Origin of the sequence: Halonotius pteroides (genome assembly GCF_003605635.1) — an archaeon.
GTDB classification, from domain to species: Archaea; Halobacteriota; Halobacteria; order Halobacteriales; family Haloferacaceae; genus Halonotius; species Halonotius pteroides.
Map to the genome: position 1 here is coordinate 101,386 of NZ_QMDW01000003.1, position 15,603 is coordinate 116,988.

Below are 15,603 nucleotides of genomic sequence, written 5' to 3' on the forward strand. Positions count from 1 at the left end.
GTCAGACGCCCCCCGCCGTCGATCCGGTAGTCGTCAGCGGCACCTCCTGATCGTCTGTTTCGGTCGATCCCTCGCCATCGGTTGTCGTATCGGGGATGTCGGCCCCGCGGTAGACGCGGTCGAGGGCCGCCTCATCAAGATCGTCGGGTGTCCCCTCGAAAACGAGTTCGCCGTCGTGAAGGCCGACGATGCGGTCGGCGTGCTCGAGTGCAAGGTTCACCTCGTGGATATTGATCAACACCGGGATCGACCGATCAGCGGCGATATCGGTCAGCAGCCGCATGACGGTGTCTGAGGTCTCGGGGTCGAGACTGGAGGTCGGCTCATCGACCAGCAGGATCTTCGGCTCTTGGATCACCGCGCGGGCGATACCGACCCGCTGGCGTTGGCCGCCGGAGAGTTCGTCGACACGTTTGTCGGCCATCTCATCGAGGCCCACCTGCTCAAGAATCCCGTAGGCGCGCTCGATGTCCGCCGGTGGGAACGACCGCCGAAACGCCTGCCACGCCGACACATAGCCTAGCCGTCCCGAAAGGACATTTTCCATGACGGTGAGCCGCTCGATGAGATTGTACTCCTGAAAGATCATCCCGATATCCCGCCGGGCGGCCCGCAGGTCGTCGTCGTCGAGTGCCGTTAGCTCCGTGCCGTCAAGATCGATCTCACCACCGCTGGGCTCGGTAAGCCGGTTGACACACCGGATGAAGGTGCTCTTGCCGGCCCCACTCGGCCCGATCATAGCAACAGTTTCGCTGCCTTCGACCGATGTAGTGACACCACGTAGGGCCTCGTCGCCGGTGTCGTAGGTCTTCTGTAGGTTGGTGACGTGGAGCATTATTCTCCCAGCGCGCTTTGGGTGTAGTTGACGTCGTTGTACCGCTGGATGACCATGATGTCCTTCCAGTGTTTGCGGTAGGTGATCGGGACGAACTGATTGTACCCCGTTCGGTCGGCATAGGCGGTTCCGGAGTAATCGGTGTCGAGCCATGCCGCTTCGATCCCCTCGACGATGTCTGGATGGAGGTTGTAGCGGTAGGCGATGGGGCCGTTCGGGAACGGTGCCGAGGCCCACACAACCTTGAAATCGTCGTACGAGAGGCTGCTGTTCGCATCGACTGTGTCCTTGAAACAGGTCGAACAGATCGGGCCGGCGTCGTAGTCGCCGTTGGCGATCCCACGGGTCGTGTTGCCGTGACCGCCCGAGAAGTTCACCTCATAGTCCTCGGTAGGTGTCACATCGAAGTACTGATCGAACAGTGCCGACGGGGCTTGATGGCCGGAGTTTGAGGCCGGCTCGGAGTGGCCGATTGTCACGTCGTCGCGGCCGAAGTCCTTCACACTCTGGATGCTGTTGGCGTCGGCTCGGGTCGTCGCAAACAGCCGGTAGCCGAAGGCTCCGTCAGCGGTGAGCCCGGCCGCAAACGGGACGGCGCCGGCGAGGTTGACCGCAAACGCCGTTGTCCCCGTGGAGAAGTTGGCGATATGGGCGCGCTCCGAGCGCATCGCTTCGACGGAGGCGGCGTAGCTGTTGACCTTGTTGAACTCGACTTCCTTGCCGGTCTCCTCACGGATGCTCTCGAAGAGGGCCGCGAAGTCATCCTCGTAGCGGCCCTGGACGTCCTCGCTTGGGCTGACGGTGAACACGAGGGTGTCGGGATCGAGGAACTCGCCCTCGTCGCTGGGGGCCTCCCGAACCGGATCGCCGTGCGGTACTTCCTCGACCTCACGGTTCCCCATGTTTTCGAGGTCGGCTTCCGACCCGCGTTCATACCTCTTGTCGACCAACGGCGTCGAGAGGTAGTTGTTCTCCTCCCACTGGGGGTTTGCGGGGTCGAACGAGCTGGCGTCAGCCAGTAGCGGATCTTCGCCGCCACCACTTGATCCGTCGTCGGTACTGGTCGATTGAGAGCCGGTACAGCCGGCGACACCGACCGTCAGCGCGATTGCCGAGCCTTTCAGGAACTGCCGTCGTCGATCGTTGGGTGCCATCAGGTGAGGCAAACACCTTCTCGCCCTTGAAGTATAGTAATAGTTATATGTTGTCCGATAGAGCAGTTTCAACCGCTACATAACGACAGATACCGCTACAGTAACGCTGTACTGGAATATCTATCACAATAGATCTATATATGTGACAGCAACGGATGGGCGTGTCGTGGCACGTCTTGGAAGACGACAGACAGCGGGAGCAAGCAGTGAGATAACACGCCCACTGACGCCGTTCAGCTGTGAGAAAGAAAAACGTCGCTATGAGTGATATATATCGGTCTATTGTGGCTTTGAGGGTCACACAACGAGGTCGGAACCTACAAATATGTTCTTAGGATATTATCCAGCGATGACCAAGATAAGCGTAGAGGTGCCAGATGAACTGCTTGGAGATCTCGACGCCCATGTCGGTGAGGGCAAGAAGTTCGTCAATCGGAGTGAGGCCGTGCGGGCCTCGATCCGAAAGACGCTGGATCAGCTTGACGAGATCGACGCCAGACAAGGGCGGATCGACGATGAGTAACGCCGTTGCACCCGGCGGCAGCACCGACCGACAGGCGGTCGGTCAGGTTGCCCTGCTTGGGTTGTTTGTCACCGCATTGGTGACCGCACAGGTGACTGCCGCAAAGCTGTTAGCCCTCCCGCTGCCGTTTGGGCTAGAGCTACCGGTCGTCGAAGCGTCTATTACCCTTCCCGGTGCGGCACTCGCGTATGCACTGACATTCTTTGCCTCGGACTGCTACTCGGAGCTCTATGGTCGCCGGGCCGCCCAGCTCATGGTCAACGTCGGCTTCGCGCTCAACTTTGTCGTGTTGCTGTTGGTGTTTTCGACGCTCCGTGCGCCCGCTGCGAACCCCGAATTTGCGGAGACCTTTCAGGCTGCGCTTGCCCCCAGCGTTAATATCGTGTTAGGAAGCCTGCTGGCGTATCTCATCAGCCAGAACTGGGATGTGATTGTCTTCCACAAGATCCGGGAGCTCACCGGCCACGGGCAACTTTGGCTGCGAAATCTCGCCTCGACGGCAAGCAGTCAAGCGATCGATACGGTGATCTTTGTCGGAGTCGCCTTCTATCTCGCGCCGACGCTGCTGGGGGTTGGCTCGCCGTTGCCGACAAACGTGCTTCTCGGGCTCATTGCTGGCCAGTACCTCCTGAAACTGCTGATCGCCGTAGTGGATACGCCGGTTGTCTATCTTGTTGTTCGGCTTGTCGGCCGTGTCGACGCCAAACCAAATCCGGCTGCCTTCGGCAACTAAGCGGGATCGGCCGCCTACTGCTGTTCCGGCGGCCGCGTTTTCCGTTCCTGTTCGGGATGTTTGATGAAGACGGTCGTGTGATCCGGCACGTCGTCGGTCACCCACGCGTTGGCCTCGATGCTCACGTGGTCGCCGACCGTGATCGGGCCCAGGAGCTTACTTCCGGCTCCGAGGACGACATTGTCGCCGATCGTCGGATGGCGTTTGTACCCTTTCTTGAGTGTGCGTTCATCGTTTTCATCCTCCTCGAAGTGGAGCGCGCCGAGGGTCACCTCCTGATAGATGCGAGCCCAGTCGCCAACCTCGGCGGTTTCGCCGATGACGACGCCGCTGCCGTGATCGATAAAGAAGTACTCGCCGAGCTCCGCGCCAGGATGGATGTCGATCCCACTGACGCTTTTAGCGGCCTCCGAGAGCTCCCGAGCGTAGACGCCCTCGCCTTCCTCGTAGATCGCGTGTGCAACGCGGTGTACCATCGTCGCATGAAAGCCCGGATACGATCGGATGACCTCGACGTAGCTCTTGGCGGCGGGGTCACCCTTGTAGGCGGCTTCAACATCGCGTTTGAGCAGCTTCCGGATCGCCGGTAGCTGGTCGAGGACGTTGGTGACAACCGTCGCCAGACACTGGTTGGCGTACGGTTGAATCCCTTGACAGAACCGCTGTCCTAACTCATCGAGTGTTTCTTTGACCGCGTCCGCGTCGCCGACAAGCGTCGACGCGTTCCAACAGCCCGGAAACAGCAGCCGGCGGAGAATACCAACCTCTTCGACTGTCGTCGCCCGCTCCGGAAACGCTGACTGCTGGTGTGTCCGGAACCGGTCGTCGTCGGCCGCGTAGGCCTCAACCAACGACTCGTGGGCGGTACCAGTATACGTGTACTCCATTAGCTGATACTTGCGCTCTGAGAACTTTAGTGCCTCGCGTTCGTGCGACAACCCGAGCACAGCGAGCCCTCTGTCGCGATGTTATCGAGTAAACTTCACGCCGGATTTTGTCAGCGAGTGCCTGATAAATCGATGTTCGACGACCTTCTCAACCTCACCCCGACGCGAACACACCGCAAGCTCCTTGAAATCGTACTCCTGTTGAACGCGTTTGCCGTACTTGTAGGCCTTTTTCGCACTTGGCGCGGAGGCGAATGCAAACCGATCAGTCGATGGGACAACGAGCCACGATGAGAGGAAATCGCTGTATTCGACGCGCAGGGATTCGAAGTGCTCGTTCCAGTAGATGTCGCCGACGCTGTTGGGGGTATCCCAGCGCAGCGTGCAGGGATGATGCTCGCTTGTCAGCTGTTTCGAGGCGGTTCGCATCGCCATCATCCGCCGGTCATGGTGGGAAAACACCGTTGCCTCGCTTGGATCCCGACGGTACTCACGGACGAGATAGCCGTCGTCGCTGGCGATCACCTCAAGCGGCTGTCTCGATGGCGGCAGATCGATCGTCCCGATTGCCTTCGGGATCGGCCCGGTTCGCTCTTTGGGCTCACCCTCGGACTCACCGCCGGGCACCCTCGGCCCCGATGGCCCAGTTGGGCCGCCGATGCCGCCGGGCTGGCCCCCGCCGACCGGCGACGCGCGATCGGTTGTCACGCCGGTATCGGCTGGCCGGCCGCCGTCGGCCGGCTGCACCGTTGGATCCGGGACATCAGCGATCGCGGCGGCGAGATCACGGATCGTTCTGAACCGATCCTGTTTGTCCGGCGCCATCGCCCGTGCGATCGCCTGATCGAGTTCGGTCGGAAGCTCGGGGCGGTGCTCGCTTGGCGGGGTTGGCCCGTCGACGACCGCCTGCGAGATCTCGATTTGGCTTCCCTCGTAGGGGGGCTCGCCGACCGCCAGCGTGTAGATGATCGCCCCAACCTGGTAGATATCGGTCATCGAGTCAGGCTCGCCGAACTGGTCGGGGTGGAACTGTTCGGGCGCGCTGAAGGCGACCGAGACGCCGCTGTCGGTGCTGCCCTCTAAGGGCCGCGAGGAGGTGCCCCAGTCGGCGATCTTCGCGACATCCCACATACCAGCCTCGGTCGTCCGAAACAACACGTTCTCCGGCTTGAGGTCGAGATGCGAGATCCCCTCGTAGTGGGCGAGTTCGACCCCGCGGGCGATACAGTCGATGATCCACTGCAGTTCGGGGATCTCGTATGGCTCGCTTCGGCTCGCCAGCCGGTCGCCGAGTGAGCCGCCGTCCATATACTCCATGGCGATCCACGGCAACTCCTCGCCGGTGTCGACAACGCCGACAAGGTGTTCGTAGTCGGTGTAGAGCTGTTTTTCACGCTCTCGGGTATCGAGCTTCCGCCACGTCTGGGCCTCACGGATAAACTCCTTGGCCGCTGACGCCGGCAGCGTCCGCTCCTCGTGGGTCGGCTCCTTGACCGCGACGACCCGCGGCTCAGCGTGTGTCGTCACCTTCGCCTTGTAGACGGTGGCGTGGCCGCCGCCGCCAAGCCGGTCGACGATCTGGAGATCGTCATACGTCAACGACCGACGTGGTGGACTCGCCACGGACGCAACATCCGGGCGACGCGACGGTGGCATACCGATCTTTTGTGCGTGGATTCGTATAGAGGTTAGCCCTCCGACAGCGGTCAGCTCGACGCTCGGGCGTAGAGCCCCTCGATCCGGTCGCTGAGGGCTGTCAGTTCCGCCTGCCACTCCTCGTCTAACTCCTCTGTGTGGTGGAGGCCACCCGCCTTGCTCTCAAGCCGTCGCTCGATCTGTTCGACACGACGCTGTACCGCCTCGTGCTCCGAGCTATCCAACTGGTGAGAGTCAAGAAACGACCGGAGTTCGGCGACAACGCTCCGGCTTTCCGCAACTGAGTCGGTGCTGGCGGCTCGCAACGCGTTGGCCAGCGTTCTGGCGTGGGCGGCCGGGCTGACCCCACCTGCCTGCTCGGCTGCCGGACTGCGCTGAGAGCCCTCACGCTCGACAGTGGCCTGCAACGTGAGACTAATCCCGACTGTCAGTCGACAGTCATCGGTGATCGCGGCGGCGTCACCCGCTGTCAACGTGTGGGTTCGGAGATTGGTGCTGAGGCTGACCGGATTCGTGCTTCCGTGGTTGCGGACGCTGATCCCGCGTGAGATCGGCGAGAGTTCAACCGGCGGTCGACCGTCGGTTTTTCGGGAGACGGTTGCATCGCGGACAGCGAGGTCGACGCGTTGGCCCTCGGTTTCGGCCACGATCGTCTTACTGCCGTCGCCGAGCCGGTAGATCCCGACCCGTGAGTCGATCGGCACGCGGGTCGGGGTTGCGTCCTCACTGGCCGGATCCGACAGCAGATATCGCTTCATCCCCCATCCCACGCGTCCAAACTCGGGTCGGTTGCCTCGATGGCGGCTGTCAGGTGGGCCTGTGAGATCGGGACGACCGAGTCGGCATCCCGAGCTTCCTTCAGGGCGTTGCGTGCGGCCGTCGAGGCGATGATCTCGAGGTCGCTGGCAACATACCCATCGGTCTGTGCTTTGATCTCATCCCAATCGATCTCGTCGGTGACGACCGGCCGATCCCGGAGATGGATCCGCAGGATCGCTGCCCGCGCCGTCGCATCCGGCGGTGGCACCTCGATGCGCTCGTCGAATCGCCGCCAGGCCGCGCCGTCGAGTTCCTCCGGCAGGTTTGTCGCGCCGACGACCACCACGTCTTCGCCTTTCGTCTCCGACATTTCGGTGAGAAACTGGGTGATCATCTGGCTCTCGCTCATGGTTTTGTTTGCCGTCCCGCCGCGCTCGGCGGCGATGGCATCGATCTCATCGAGAAAGAGCAGACAGGGCTGGTTGTCGCGGGCGATCTCGAACAGATCAGCCATGTTGTCGGCGGCCTCACCGACCAGCGAACTGGTGATATCCGAGGCTTGGGCGATGACGACGTTGTACCCCAACTCGCCGGCCAGTGCCTCCGTAATATACGTTTTGCCGGTTCCCGGCGGGCCATATAGGAGAACGCCGTTGACGACGCCGAGATCGTACTCCGCGTACAGTTCGGGTCGCTGCAGCGGGTCGATGACCTGATCTTTCAGCGTTTCTTTGAGGTCGGTCATCCCGCCAACGTCGCTGAAATCCATCGCGGGGGGTTCCGCAAGAAACGTTTCGGGATCGGTGCCGGTGTCGTCGGCGTCGCCGGCCCGCCCGGGTGTGTCGCCATCGCCCGTGGCTGTCGTGGTCGTTGTCGACCCACCGGTACTGCCACCGCTTTCGTCGACAAGCGGCTTGTCGCTTTCGAGGCGTTCGGCGGCGGTGGCAAGATTGGCGGCCAGCTCCTTGCGCTCGGTGGCCAGCCGTGGGTTGGTTTCAAGCTCGGCGAGATCCTCAAGCACGCCGACACACTGCCGGTAGTAGCGGGCGGCCGCCGACGGCTGGCCCTCCTCGCGGGCGGCCTCGGCGTGGCTCCGGTAGCGCTCGTACTCGGATTCGAGATGGCTCTTCTGGGCACTCCGCTTCAGCGACATGGGTTAGAGGCTTGGCTCGCTGTCCTCGATGTCGACATCGAAGTCGTCCGGCTCGACCTCGACGGTGTCGTCGATATCGACCTGCTCGTGGTTGATGTCGCCGGCGGCCATCTCCTCCATGAGCTCTATCTCCTCGTCGGCCCCGGTTTCGAGATCCTGGTCGAGAATCTCCACGTCGAGGGCCTCCTGTACCTGCTTCATATCCTCGATCTCAAGGCCGAACTCCGCCATCTGATCCATAACCTCTCGCTGGAGTTCCTGGGCGTTGAGTTCGTCGTCAAACAGGTGATCGAGTTCGTAGGACTCACCGTCGCCGTTGTGCATCGCCAACACCTCACGCATTCCCTCGATGGAGATGACGGTGCCAAGCTTGATGCTGTTGGTCTTGTGTTTTTTCTTTTTGACCTCGTATTTTTTCTTCTCGAATTTGGCCTTCTGGGCGTACTGCTGGCGGCGGAACTCATCGGCCTCCGCGCCCTTCTGAAGCAGCTTCTGGTATCGTTCGGCGTGGTTATCCATCTCGGATTCGATCTGTCTGAGGTGCTGTTCGAGTTTCGTCTTATCCTTCCGGAGCTCGGTTCGGCTGTAGGCACTCTCATCGAGCAGCGTCGCCGTGTCGGCGGTGCCGAACCGGTCTCTCACCCACGATCGAATGTCCATTATCAACCTGTATGGATTCGAGGTATAATGCCTTTTGCCATGGGTAGGGCCAGCGCGTAGCGCGTGCTACCGTGTTGGGGGAGCAGTCGTGCCAGTGATGAGATGGACGACGCTTCCCAACGATCGACAGCATTCACACCGCCAACTCGTGGGCGCGGCCAACAGCTATTAGTGAGGAAACAATACCCTCAACAGACTATCAGGCGTCTCATGACCTCCCCATCGACTCTCCTGTTAGCTCAGGGACAGCCGTTGTCGCCGCCATCGACAGCGGCGCGCGCGCGGTCGTCGACACCACTGGTGGGGACGCCACAAGCTACCCTCCATTCGCCGCTGCCGGTCGTCTGGCCGGCCGCTCTCATCGATCTTGTATGACCGACTGTCAAGACTGGCTCTCCGAGCTCACTCACGCCGCCGATCGCATCCTCAATGAGGATCTCGCTGCCCTCCAGCGAATGTCGGAGCTTGCCAGACTCGACCGGTATGAATCGATCACACGCGACGAGGAGGCCCTCCGCTGGGAGTTTACCAAGGAGTGCAACGGGTTTCTGACCAGCAGCGAGGAGGATCGACTGCGCGGCGAACTCCGCCTTGCGCGGCTGCTGTTGGCGGCGAGCTTCTACGCTGAGGGCGAGGTGCCGGAGTCGATCGCCGACGATTTCATTCAGCCTGAACTCCAAGCTGTCGTCGACTTCGATCGCTTCAAACGGTTCGATACGCTGGATGAATCCCAACTTGAAGCGCGTATCCAGCGATTAGACGGTGAGGTGACCGAGTTACTGGAGACGTACGCCGACTCGACGGTCGCCAACATCGACACCCTGCTGGAAAACCCCGATGTCCAACAGGACGTGATCGACCGCCTGCTCGACCGGTATGAAGACCGCCGCGCGCGCGTTCGTCAGGCGATCTTTCTCTATGCTGAGACCCACGGCCTCGAAACCCTTGGCGGTGATCTCGCATTCGACGACATAGAGAACCCCGCCGGTGTTGACGGCGGTCGCCCGACCGGTGCTGCCGACGGGGCAGGGTCAGCTGCCGCCGCTGCCGACGCCAGTGATCGATCAGCCGACGACGCCGGGCGATCGCCGACTGCCACCCGCCCCACGACTACAACCGCCGACAGTGACGCCGTCACCGCCGCGACCGCCCGCCTGTTCGAGTTGGATTATCTTGGCCGCTTCGAGACCTCGATGCAGGAGATAGACGAGATCCACCTGCCCGATGAGGCGTTTTCCGTTCCTGACGGCTACTGGGAGGGTCGTTGTAGCCGCCGAAACGAACGCGATCGTATGGCTGCCCTTCTCGAAACGAACGGCGACGACGTGGCGGCCCATCCGGTCAACCCGACCGCGCGCTATGCGCTCACCGACTCGAAGTATTTCGGCCTCACCAGCGAGACGCGGATGGTCATCGAGGCGACGGTCTACTCTCACCTCACCCAGCACGCCAGCGAGGGCGTCGATGCGACCCCGGCTGGTGTCGATGACCTCGTTGCCATCGTGGGTGAGGCGGTCGACGAAGCGGCTGATCGCACAGCCCCCTCGCTGCTCGGGATCGCCTCCCCAACCGGCTGGACGGATCGCGTCGTCGGCTACGTCCAAGACGACGAGCTTAGCCGGACACATTATGGCCCACACGTGAGCGTCTGTCTGATCGACCTCCAGCGCGGCGACCTCATCTACGATACGACCGATTCTGTCGTCGCCGAAAACGCCGACCTCTTTGAGCGCGCGGTACAGGCGGACGCCGTCGCCAACTGCGTTGACACCCTCCGGAGCCGGTATCTGGAGGGGCTTGGTCGAGAAACGCTGCTGCTTACTGCTGCCACCGAGGAAACGGGCTACGACCGTCACGTCGTTCGACAGGCGTTCTCACGGTTGGAAGCCGACGATGCGGGCGAAGTGTTCTCGATCAACGACGACGGCGTCGCCTTTGAGTTCCGATAGCGGTCACCGGTGGGTTCGCGAGACGACTACGCTTCGTTGTCAGTGTCGTTCTTGCTGTCGTTGCTGCCGTCCGTACTGTTGTCGTTGATCGTAGTAGCTGGGCCGCTGTCGTCGGTTCCAGCATCGCTGTCAGCGTCCGCGTTGCGCTCGCCGCTGTTGTCGCCGAGTGCCGGCAGCTCGATCCGGACGGTCGTTCCGTTGTCAGTCTCGAAGGCAAGGTCGCCGTTGAGCGCGTCGACACCCCATTTGAGTTGCCAGAGGCCGAGTCCCCGGCCGTGCTGGAGGTCGGTTTCGGTGCCGGCGGCAAGCGAGTCGAGTTCTGCCGCCGGGATGCCCGGCCCGTCATCGCTGATGACGACACGACACCCCGCCGGCGTTGACGTGACCGACACCTGAACCGTTGAATCGGCGTACTTGACCGCGTTTTCCAGCGGACTCACCAGCGCCGTTCGGAGCGTCTCGACGTCTGTTCGGAGCTCCGCGGTGGCTGGCAGTGCAGTCTCGATGGTAGTCTCACTCTCCGCCGCCGCGACACTCTCAACTAACCCGTCGACGACGGCGACCACATCAACAGTGGTCGGATTTGGATCGCGTGCCACCAGTTGATCGATCCGTCGGGCGCGGGTGCCGAGGGTCGCCAGCCGATCGGCCGCGGTCAACACCGTCTCGGCGTGGTCGCCCTCGGTGCGGTCGGCCAGCCGCTCGGCGTGGCCTTTGATCACATCAAGGCGGTTCCGGAAGTTGTGTCGGAGCAGTCGGTTGAACACTGTCAGCCGTTGCTCACGACGCTGCCGCTCGGTGATGTCGCGGGCGTTGATTAATACTGCTGGTTCGCCATCGTGGCTGATCTTTGAGCCGGTCGCCTCGATGCGGCGTCGCTGCCCGGCTTTCGTCTCGATGTCGTGGACGTACTGATCGGCGGGGTTCCGGTCGGTGAGCACGCGCTGGGCCTGCTCGCGGGCGCCAGCAAGATCCTCCTCAACAACAACCGCGGCATACGACATGCCAACCAACTCTTCGCGGCTGTAGCCGGTGATGTCGGCTAATCGCTCGTTGACGAAGACGAACGATTCACCTTGGACGACCGCGATCCCGTCTTTGCTCTGTTCGACCAGTGTTGAGTACCGCTGGCGTTCGGTTTCCAGTTCGTCGATAAACCGCCGCAGATCGCCGCGCATGTCGGCCATCGCCGTCCCGATCCGACCAGGGATCGCCGCCGCAAAGGCGTCGTCGTCAAACGCCTGCCGGGAGAGGGCGTCGGCCTGGCTGGCGATCGTTTCGATGTAGGCTTTGGTGTTCCGGAATGCCGTCTGGAGGTCGCCGATCTCATCCTCGCGGCCCTCATCCTCGATCTCAACGGTCAACTCACCGTCGGCGATGTCGTCGGCCTGCCGTGCCAGCCGCTGGATCGAGCGGATCGGCCCGCGCTGGATCACCACGCCGATCAGCAGGAACCCAAGGAGTGTGATGCCAACGAGCGTCGTCAGATCGCCGCGGATCGACTCGCTGACCGCAAGCGCGTTCTGCCGTGGGGCCTCCTTGACAACGACCCAATCGACAGCCTCGCCGGGAACGCTGTGGTAGCCTTTGACGCTGTGTTCGGTTAGTACAGAGCCGTTCAACTCAGCACCAGGATCGGTATCGAGGATACGGTTCCCGATCGTCGTATTCGCGCGGTCGCCCTCGTAGGGGGTGATAACGTTCGTCTCGTTTTCGTCAAACAGGACAAAGGCGGTAAACCCACCCAGGACCTGCGTTTTGGTTCCATCGATGACGCTAGTAAACGACTCGGCCTGTACGTCTGTCCGGTACTCGCCGACAAGTACGTGGTCACCATCCGGGGTTGGCGATGCAACAGCGACGAGAGCCTCCGTTTCATCGGTGTACACCCACGAAAGGATCACCTCATCAGTGCTGTTGAAATTGAAGCCGACCGTTGGCTTCCAGTTGACATCGGTCACCGACAGCGACCGGCCAACGTAGGACGGCTCTGTGCTGGCAAGGATCTGTTCGTCGGTGCCCTCAGAAAACGTCGCTGGACTGCGTTCGACCACCGACAGCGTTGCCACCTCCGCTGATAACGCCTCGCGTTCACGCGCCAGCACGGCTGCCGTCTCCCCGGGTGCCGACGGGTCGAGTCCCCGGTGACTTGAGAGGGCCCGAACCGTCTGTTGGTTGCCCTCGATCCACTGGGCGAGGGCGTTGGCCTCTAGTTCCGCGTTCGTCTCCATCGAGCGCAGCTGCTCGTCTCTGACGCTGTTGGTTACGTCGACCACGGTTGTCGCGGTGATCGCGGTGATCAGCAGGCCGATAAGCAGCGCGCCACCGAGCAGCTTCAGCGCGTACCGCGAGCGGATTGACTTGGGGAGCAACGATTCGATAGCCATGCGGGGTTACACGCCGGATGAGGTGGATCCCCCCTCGACGTCTATACCCCACCTATCCGAACCGTGCATCTTAACGCTTGGTCATGTCGTCTCGGTCGACACTGGGCACTGGTTGATCTCAACTCGCTCAAAACTATGCGCCGTCCGGGAACTGAACCTCGGTCGCTCCCTTCGCTCCCTGCTTCAATTCCGTGGCGATTGTCACCTCACTTCGTTCTCAAAAATGCGCCGTCCGAGAATTGAACCCGGGCTAGAGCCTTGGGAAGGCTCTGTCCTACCACTGGACCAACGGCGCGCTCGCTTTGTCGTTACTGTACGACGACGCATAAATCTCCTCTTTCAACGTCGTTGCGATTGTTTTTTCGAGCCCGTGTAATTGATTTGCTATTCGGAACATAGCTTCTTAGACAGGTACATACTGACTCATATTCGACCATTTTGCGTATATGCGTCCACGCTCTGGTGGTAATACAAGCCTATTTGTCGATGCCGCCCATTAGATGTGGTATGTCTACGACTACCGCTCCCGTTTTGTCAGAGCGAGCGCCGCTTGACATCCGGTTTTCGACATCCGAGATAGAGACAGTTCGTGAAACGCTCGTTTCGTTTATCGAAGACACCGTCGACGATGCCGGTGCCGAAGGCGCAACACTCGGGCTTTCCGGTGGGATCGACTCGACGACGACCGCCTACCTCGCGGTCGAAGCACTTGGAACCGATGGCCTCCACGGGCTCGTCATGCCCAGCGAGGTCAACGACCCAGACAACATGAGCGACGCCGAGCGCGTCGCCGAGGAGTTGGGCATCGAGTACGACGTCATCGAGATCCAACCCATCGCCGAGCAGGTTTTCGAGGCTGTTCCGAGCGCGACAGAGGATCAAATGGCGATGGGCAACGTCTACGTTCGCACGCGGGCCGTGCTCAACTATTTCGTCGCCAATGCTGAAAATCGGGTTGTCCTCGGCACCGGCAACCGTGCGGAGGCGATGACCGGCTACTACACGAAGTACGGCGACCAAGCCGTCGACTGTAACCCGATCGGCGGGCTCTACAAACAGCAGGTGCGACAGCTCGCCGACGCGGTGGGCGTCCCTGCTGATCTCGTTGCACAGACGCCAACTGCCGGCATGTGGGACGGCCAGACTGACGAGGAGGAACTTGGCTTGGATTACGACACCGTCGACGCGATTCTCGCCCTCCACATCGATGGCCCGCTGTCGACGGCGGCGACACTTCGGATACTCGACGGCGTCGACCACGATCAGATCCAGCGTGTCGAATCGCTCGTTGCGGACAGCAAACACAAGCGTTCCATGCCGCCGGCCCCCGAGCCGCTTGGGGAGTAACCCCTGCTGTTGGTGCCCAGCGCACGACCGCTTGAGCACCGAACATCCCACCACGCTGGTAGATAGCGACGACGAAAGCGGTAAACCATCCCCTTGCTAATCGGCGGGCAATGAAGGAGTACAAGATGCGTCGCGGGGAGCATCTGGACGATCGCATCCCCGACCTCAAGACAACGATCGAATCGTACTTCGGCACCGTCACCGGCACCGAAGAACACAACGGCCACGATCTGTACGTTGTTGCAGACCCTGACAACGCTGTGTTTAAGCGTATTCTCGCCGGGGCGGCCGAATACAGCGGCAAGAAAGACAGGATCGCGGTTCACTTCGAGGAGCGACCGGCTGAGGAGGTTATCGCTGCCGGCGAGGCCGACGCCGCCGAGGAGGCTGTCTCGCTGAAAAACGAGTTCCTGCTTGAGGCGACCGGCCGTGACGCCAAATCCCGCCGGGAGTCGCTGAAGCGAGCGGTCGAAGACGACGCCCCGGACTACTGATCACGCACACCGTTTTTTACCCACCGGTAACCGACTCTCGCAGAGTAAAAACACCCTAATTAAGTGTGATCGCTCCCCGAAGTCGGGTGATGGCCGTCTACGTGGGTGTCGACCTCGGGGCGACGAATATCCGGGCCGTTGTCGCCGACGGCTCGGCGACAATCCTTGGGAGTGCCATGGCCGAAACACCGCGCGGGCCAACAGGTATCGCGGTCACCGAAGCGATTCTGGCGTTGATCCGGGAAGCCTGTGGACAGGCCGGTATCACCCCCGGCACAGCGACCGCCTGTGGGATCGGTTCGATCGGGCCGCTGGATCTCGCCGCAGGCGTTGTCGAAAACCCAGCAAATCTCCCGGATCGGATCGATCGGATTCCGCTCACCGGCCCGATTTCGAAGCTGTTGGCGACCGACGACGTGTACCTTCACAATGACACCATCGCGGGTGTCATCGGCGAGCGATTTCACAGTGAACGCAACCCCGACGATATGGTGTATCTCACCATCTCCTCGGGGATCGGCGCGGGCGTCTGTGTCGACGGCACCGTCATCGCCGGCTGGGACGGCAACGCCGGCGAGGTCGGCCACATGACACTCGACCCCCAGGGGTTCATGACCTGTGGCTGTGGCCACGACGGCCACTGGGAGGCCTACTGCTCGGGCAACAACATCCCCCGCTATGCCGAACGCCTCCATGCTGAGGATCCGATCGAGACAGCACTCCCACTGGATGATCCTGATTTCTCGGCGGCGGATCTCTTCGACCACGCCGGCGAGGATGAGTTTGCTGATCACGTCATCGACCAACTCGGCCACTGGAACGCAATGGGTCTCGCCAACATCATCCACGCCTACGCGCCACTGGTCGTCAACGTCGGCGGCGCGGTCGCGCTCAACAACCCCGAGTTGGTGCTTACCCCGATTCGCGACCGGCTTGATGAGATGGTGATGACGAACATCCCCGAGGTCAACCTCACCGATCTCGGTGACGACGTGGTGGTCAAAGGCGCGGTCGCCAGCGCGCTCACCGGCGGGACGGGCGACCGCTCGAAGCTCTAAGCGGGCGT

General features: G+C 61.7%; 15 protein-coding genes and 1 tRNA gene. 6 read left to right on the forward strand and 10 right to left on the reverse strand.

Features of this window, described 5'->3' with window-relative positions:
• Position 1: 1 nt before the first annotated feature.
• Together phnC and phnD are read right to left on the reverse strand one after the other, a co-directional pair.
• Positions 2 to 835, reverse strand: a complete 834-nt coding sequence (phnC, locus tag DP106_RS03195) for a phosphonate ABC transporter ATP-binding protein (RefSeq protein WP_120083352.1) — start codon at positions 833 to 835, stop codon at positions 2 to 4.
• On the reverse strand, positions 835 to 1,989 hold the full coding sequence (phnD, locus tag DP106_RS03200; protein ID WP_120083353.1) for a phosphate/phosphite/phosphonate ABC transporter substrate-binding protein: 1,155 nt from the start codon (positions 1,987 to 1,989) through the stop codon (positions 835 to 837). Before phnD ends, phnC begins: the two co-directional genes overlap by 1 nt.
• A gap of 349 nt (positions 1,990 to 2,338) precedes the next feature.
• Between phnD and DP106_RS03205 the strand changes: the two genes are divergently transcribed.
• Both DP106_RS03205 and DP106_RS03210 read left to right on the forward strand, forming a co-directional pair.
• Complete coding sequence (locus tag DP106_RS03205; RefSeq protein WP_120083354.1) at positions 2,339 to 2,512, forward strand: ribbon-helix-helix domain-containing protein; 174 nt, start codon at positions 2,339 to 2,341, stop codon at positions 2,510 to 2,512.
• On the forward strand, positions 2,505 to 3,245 hold the full coding sequence (locus DP106_RS03210; protein WP_120083355.1) for a queuosine precursor transporter: 741 nt from the start codon (positions 2,505 to 2,507) through the stop codon (positions 3,243 to 3,245). Before DP106_RS03205 ends, DP106_RS03210 begins: the two co-directional genes overlap by 8 nt.
• A gap of 14 nt (positions 3,246 to 3,259) precedes the next feature.
• On the opposite strand, the gene epsC is transcribed toward DP106_RS03210, so the two are convergent.
• From epsC to DP106_RS16355, 6 genes are all read right to left on the reverse strand, one after another.
• Positions 3,260 to 4,132: a serine O-acetyltransferase EpsC gene (epsC, locus tag DP106_RS03215; RefSeq protein ID WP_120083357.1), complete on the reverse strand. Its 873-nt coding sequence runs from the start codon at positions 4,130 to 4,132 to the stop codon at positions 3,260 to 3,262.
• Between the two features lie 81 nt (positions 4,133 to 4,213).
• Entirely contained in the window at positions 4,214 to 5,788 is a 1,575-nt protein-coding gene (locus DP106_RS03220; RefSeq protein ID WP_120083358.1) for a serine/threonine-protein kinase, read from the reverse strand.
• A 50-nt stretch (positions 5,789 to 5,838) separates the two neighbouring features.
• Positions 5,839 to 6,546 carry a hypothetical protein gene (locus DP106_RS03225; RefSeq protein ID WP_120083359.1) on the reverse strand — a complete coding sequence of 236 codons (708 nt, stop codon included), beginning with the start codon at positions 6,544 to 6,546 and terminating at the stop codon, positions 5,839 to 5,841.
• Entirely contained in the window at positions 6,543 to 7,700 is a 1,158-nt protein-coding gene (locus tag DP106_RS03230) for an ATP-binding protein (protein WP_120083361.1), read from the reverse strand. The genes DP106_RS03225 and DP106_RS03230 overlap by 4 nt, the downstream gene beginning before the upstream one ends.
• A gap of 3 nt (positions 7,701 to 7,703) precedes the next feature.
• A complete protein-coding gene (locus tag DP106_RS16035; protein ID WP_205738871.1) occupies positions 7,704 to 8,360 on the reverse strand; it encodes a hypothetical protein in 657 nt (218 codons plus the stop codon).
• A gap of 239 nt (positions 8,361 to 8,599) precedes the next feature.
• Entirely contained in the window at positions 8,600 to 8,722 is a 123-nt protein-coding gene (locus DP106_RS16355; protein ID WP_276310052.1) for a hypothetical protein, read from the reverse strand.
• A 9-nt stretch (positions 8,723 to 8,731) separates the two neighbouring features.
• Between DP106_RS16355 and DP106_RS03240 the strand changes: the two genes are divergently transcribed.
• The gene (locus DP106_RS03240) at positions 8,732 to 10,309 is read left to right on the forward strand and encodes a hypothetical protein (protein ID WP_120083362.1); all 1,578 of its coding nucleotides are present in this window, start codon (positions 8,732 to 8,734) and stop codon (positions 10,307 to 10,309) included.
• A 26-nt stretch (positions 10,310 to 10,335) separates the two neighbouring features.
• Here DP106_RS03240 and DP106_RS03245 read toward each other — a convergent pair whose 3' ends face one another.
• On the reverse strand, positions 10,336 to 12,696 hold the full coding sequence (locus DP106_RS03245) for a PAS domain S-box protein (RefSeq protein WP_120083363.1): 2,361 nt from the start codon (positions 12,694 to 12,696) through the stop codon (positions 10,336 to 10,338).
• A gap of 224 nt (positions 12,697 to 12,920) precedes the next feature.
• Positions 12,921 to 12,991: transfer RNA gene (locus DP106_RS03250), tRNA-Gly, on the reverse strand.
• A 212-nt stretch (positions 12,992 to 13,203) separates the two neighbouring features.
• On the opposite strand from DP106_RS03250, the gene DP106_RS03255 reads away from it, so the two are divergent.
• The 3 genes from DP106_RS03255 to DP106_RS03265 all read left to right on the forward strand — a co-directional run bounded on the left by DP106_RS03255 (position 13,204) and on the right by DP106_RS03265 (position 15,595).
• Entirely contained in the window at positions 13,204 to 14,043 is an 840-nt protein-coding gene (locus DP106_RS03255) for an NAD+ synthase (RefSeq protein WP_120083364.1), read from the forward strand.
• A 110-nt stretch (positions 14,044 to 14,153) separates the two neighbouring features.
• Complete coding sequence (locus DP106_RS03260) at positions 14,154 to 14,537, forward strand: DUF5611 family protein (RefSeq protein WP_120083366.1); 384 nt, start codon at positions 14,154 to 14,156, stop codon at positions 14,535 to 14,537.
• Positions 14,538 to 14,626: 89 nt separating this feature from the next.
• Positions 14,627 to 15,595, forward strand: coding sequence for an ROK family protein (locus tag DP106_RS03265; RefSeq protein ID WP_120083367.1), 969 nt, complete (start codon positions 14,627 to 14,629; stop codon positions 15,593 to 15,595).
• The last annotated feature ends 8 nt before the right edge of the window (positions 15,596 to 15,603 follow it).